The sequence below is a fragment of the Bradyrhizobium sp. P5_C11_2 genome (assembly GCF_054049755.1).
Genome location: NZ_JBFULT010000658.1, coordinates 1 through 3,718 on the forward strand (window position 1 = coordinate 1; position 3,718 = coordinate 3,718).

General features: G+C 63.7%; 5 protein-coding genes and 1 pseudogene. 3 read left to right on the plus strand and 3 right to left on the minus strand.

Annotated elements, in window-relative coordinates:
- Window positions 1-267 precede the first annotated feature (267 nt).
- Both ACXJL8_RS36265 and ACXJL8_RS36270 read left to right on the plus strand, forming a co-directional pair.
- Window positions 268-564, plus strand: a complete 297-nt coding sequence (locus tag ACXJL8_RS36265) for a hypothetical protein (RefSeq protein WP_456621264.1) — start codon at window positions 268-270, stop codon at window positions 562-564.
- A 119-nt stretch (window positions 565-683) separates the two neighbouring features.
- Entirely contained in the window at window positions 684-938 is a 255-nt protein-coding gene (locus ACXJL8_RS36270; protein ID WP_456621341.1) for a hypothetical protein, read from the plus strand.
- Window positions 939-950: 12 nt separating this feature from the next.
- On the opposite strand, the gene ACXJL8_RS36275 is transcribed toward ACXJL8_RS36270, so the two are convergent.
- On the minus strand, window positions 951-1,184 hold the full coding sequence (locus ACXJL8_RS36275; RefSeq protein WP_456621265.1) for a DUF6894 family protein: 234 nt from the start codon (window positions 1,182-1,184) through the stop codon (window positions 951-953).
- A 177-nt stretch (window positions 1,185-1,361) separates the two neighbouring features.
- Window positions 1,362-1,550 carry a hypothetical protein gene (locus ACXJL8_RS36280; RefSeq protein ID WP_456621266.1) on the minus strand — a complete coding sequence of 63 codons (189 nt, stop codon included), beginning with the start codon at window positions 1,548-1,550 and terminating at the stop codon, window positions 1,362-1,364.
- 853 nt (window positions 1,551-2,403) lie between these two features.
- Between ACXJL8_RS36280 and ACXJL8_RS36285 the strand changes: the two are divergent.
- A pseudogene (locus tag ACXJL8_RS36285) lies at window positions 2,404-2,630 on the plus strand (DUF2798 domain-containing protein).
- Window positions 2,631-3,437: 807 nt separating this feature from the next.
- Here ACXJL8_RS36285 and ACXJL8_RS36290 read toward each other — a convergent pair.
- Entirely contained in the window at window positions 3,438-3,605 is a 168-nt protein-coding gene (locus ACXJL8_RS36290) for a hypothetical protein (RefSeq protein ID WP_456621267.1), read from the minus strand.
- Window positions 3,606-3,718: the final 113 nt, after the last annotated feature.

Here is a 3,718-nt window from a genome sequence, read left to right on the forward strand (position 1 = left end):
ATGATGCCGCGCTTGGGAATGGGGTGGACGATGTTGCGTCGATGTGTCCTGGTCTTTTGTCTGGCCGCGCTGGGCCTCGCGCTGAACGGATGCACCAAATGCGGCCCGATCTGGGACGACTGGCTGAACGCGCCGAAATCGTGCAGATCTGACCGRCTTTAGCGGGCCCATGCGGCCCCGAGCGACCCCCAGGTCGTGACCGGGACGTGACAAGGATGACAAGGCGCGGGGTGATCCGCCCTTCCATGGATGATCAAGGAGTGGATGATGAAGCTTTTCCGTATGGCGGCCGTGGTGCTGGCCGTGCTGGCGGGACCGGCCTATGCGCAAATGCCCAATCTCAATTTGCTGCAGGACGGCCCGAGCAAGACCCCGGAGGAGAAGGCCGCCGAGGCCGAGCGCGAGAGGGCCTACAAGGAAACGCTGAAGAAGATTCCGGACTCCAAGGCGTCCAACGATCCCTGGGGCGGCATGCGCTCCGATCCGCCGAAGCAGCCCGCGCCGAAGGCATCGGCCGCAACCAGCGCGCCCAAGAAGACCAAGGCCGGCACGGCCGCCAACTGACCGTATGCCGGTCGGAGGCGGCTTGCGCCTCCGATCGGGGACTCCACTTCGCCCGCCCCGCTTCCTACATTCCCGAAAGAGTGTTGCGTAGAGGAGGCGAGGCGTTGGCGAGGAGAGGCATCGTCGATCGGCCGCAGGATCTCGCCGAGCGGATGGCCCGCCGGCGCAAGGCGGGCGGCAAGGCGACCGATCAAGCCGGCGACGGCTATCTGCGCGAGACCTTCACCTTGCCGCGCGCGGCGGCGCGAGCGAGAGCGCAGGCCTTCTTCGCGCGCTATCCCAAGGCCGGTTACATGAGCGAAGTCGAGGACTGGCGCGAATTGCCCGGCGGCGAAATCGAATTCACCATGCGGCGGCTGCCCAGCGCCGACTAGAACCGGTGCCGCCTATTCGAAAGATTCGGCGACGATGCGGATCCGGAATACCGGTTCCTTGGCTTCGTCGAGCAGCTCCATGTGCCACTCCGAATTTTCCTGGAGCTTGCGGGAGATGCCTGCGGCCATGTCGGCGCAGACGCTGGTCATCTCCTTCCAGGCCGAATTGCGATCGGCAAACTCCGTCGCCTGATCCGCACAGCCGGAATAGCGGCCGTTCCGGATTCGAAAGAAGTAATGCGGCATGATTGGCACCGATCGCGTGATGGCCAGGTCCCCAAGGCCATAACGTGCTTAATTCAATCCCAAACCGCACGCAGATCAATTCCGGGCGTCTACGGAATACCCGCCATCGACGCCGCAGGCTTCCTGCAAGCCCAAGCCCGCTGGGGCGGAGGAGCGCGCGCTCTCAAAGCCGCCGGTTCAGGCCGTCTTGCGTGCGATGGCCTTCAGCTCCCGATCGATGCGCAGCTGCACCCGCCGGATCGCCAACAGATCAATCTTCGTCTCGGTCTTGCCGGTCTTGATCTGGTCGCCGATGCGGAATTGCCACTGCCAGACGCCCGGAATCGCCGTCTTGGCAACGGTGAAGTCGATGCCCCTGTGATTCATGGTCACCTCCACGATTCACTTTCCATGACCGCAAACATGTTGGGCGTCATAATATTCCGACGACAAGTGAAATCTTCCGGTAAGTCTTGGATAATTCACGGAAATCGCGAAAACGCGCGCGGCCCGAAACAAACGAAATCGGATACCGAAAGGCGCGCGCCAGCGGACGCTGCGACGTATGTGGGAGCCGCCGTCGCGGCGGCGTTTTGCTGATGGCTGCGTGGCATCTGCAACCCGGATCAATGCCCAGGAACTCTGTTCTTGGTCGGAGAACCACGGAACGATTCGGCGCGTTGGTCGCTGAAATCGCGATTCTCCATCGCGGCGAGTGGGACCGGCGAGACCCCGGATCGGACGCTGGCGCAGCCCCTGTGGAACCGGAACCGCCAGCTGTCAGCAGGCCGGGTTCCTGCGGCTCTTTTCCACTTTTGCGTGCGGTGCATCTATGCTCTTCTGGCGTTGAAGGGCGGCACGGACGCGATGTCGGAGAAGAGGAACGCGTGAACTGGCTGAGACATCTTCTGTTGCGCTGGAGCGCACGGAATTTCCCGCTGGTCTGTCCGTATTGCCGGCACCCCRCTTCTTCGGTTGCGTTCAGACGCGGACGCTACATGCTCGGCGACGAGAAGCTCCCCTGCGAGCAGTGCGGCCGGACCAGCGTCGTGACCTTCTGGCGGTTCGAGGGGTTGTCGTGCCGGCCTGATCGCGCGGAGGCGAAGGGACGCAGACCGCTGGCGAATTCGTCGCGCTAACGCGCGCGACAGGAGTCCGAAGCGGAGGCCTCGAACCGGTCTCGGTGCGATCCACGGCACATGCCTTGCTTGCCTGACGACGGCAGCAACATGGGCGCATCATGCTCGGCATTCCCCGCCGCTACAGTCATTTCGTCTTCGGCGTCATCCAGTCCGGCCTGACCTCGCTGATCGCGGCGGGGATCGCCAGCTTTCCCGCGCAAAGCGCGATGCTGTTCGTTCAGCACTGGATGTCGCATGGGCGGCGATGCTGCCGGTCGTGCTGCTCGCGGCGCCCGCGATCCGCGCGTTCGCGCTGCGGCTGACGCGGGAGGAGGGGACCGGCTGACCGGATTGCAGAGACGAAAAAAAGCCCCGCCTGGGGAGAGCCAAGCGGGGCGAGAGGTTATTGGAGGCTGAGGTGCTGGGCTGCAACACCATAGCGAGATGACCGTAACCGGCTCAGCTTACGGCAGCCTGACAGCCGGCGGATCGGATCCGGGCCGGCTCCATCGCCGTCCGTGCCCGCAAACAGAAAACCCCGCTCGGGGCGGAGCGGGGTCGTCGACTGGGTATGGAGGCCCGGTGTTGGTCCACCGGGCAAGAGCATATTACGAGAGTCGGCTTACAGGCGCCTGACGTCGCGCGCGAAAGTCGCGCCTGAGAGGCCGCAGACTGGCCCCGCACCGGTCCCAATTTGGACATCCGATTGCACAATTAGCGACACACCCGTCGGCCAGATTCCGTCCGCTCGGCGAAGCCATGGGGGAAACGTGGCGCGCCGGCTACGGGGTGGCATCATGGATAACGTAGAGCGGTCATTCGCCGCCGCGACGGCGGCTGGGTTCGTGGTGCTGGTGATCGGCATCGCATTGCTGGTTCTGTTCTAGACCGGTCCGACGATCGCGACAGCCAAGGCGCGCCAAACAACGGCGCGGCGGACAACGGCGACGGGGTCCTGAGCCCGGATCCGCGCCAGCAGGCGCCGTCGCCGTCAGGCCGTTTTCGAAAAATATCGAAAACAACCCCATGCACAGTAGAATTGAGGCGGCGGTTTCGGCCTCGCGGCCGATGACAACATCTGTCAAATAGGTATTTAGATACCTAGTTGGGAAGACCACCCGGCGGGCAAGCCCGTCCGGTCGCGCCCAGCAGCCTAATGCACCTTGATCTCGTGGAGAGGAAGGCGGAGCTCGGCGGCGCGCTCCTCGCGGTCCTTCTTGCGGAACTCGTTTTCCTTGCGTTCGAACTTGACCATCTCCTCGAGCGCGGCTTCCAGGAGGTGATTGCGCCGAGCGGCATCGCGCTGCGTATTTTCCGTCATGACCCAGATCCCACTGTGGCGGTCTCATCCCAAGGAAAGCCGGAAACCGCGGAAAGGTTCGTTGCCTCAGGATTGCGGAATTATGACGGCGACCCGRCTGCGCGTCTTTGATG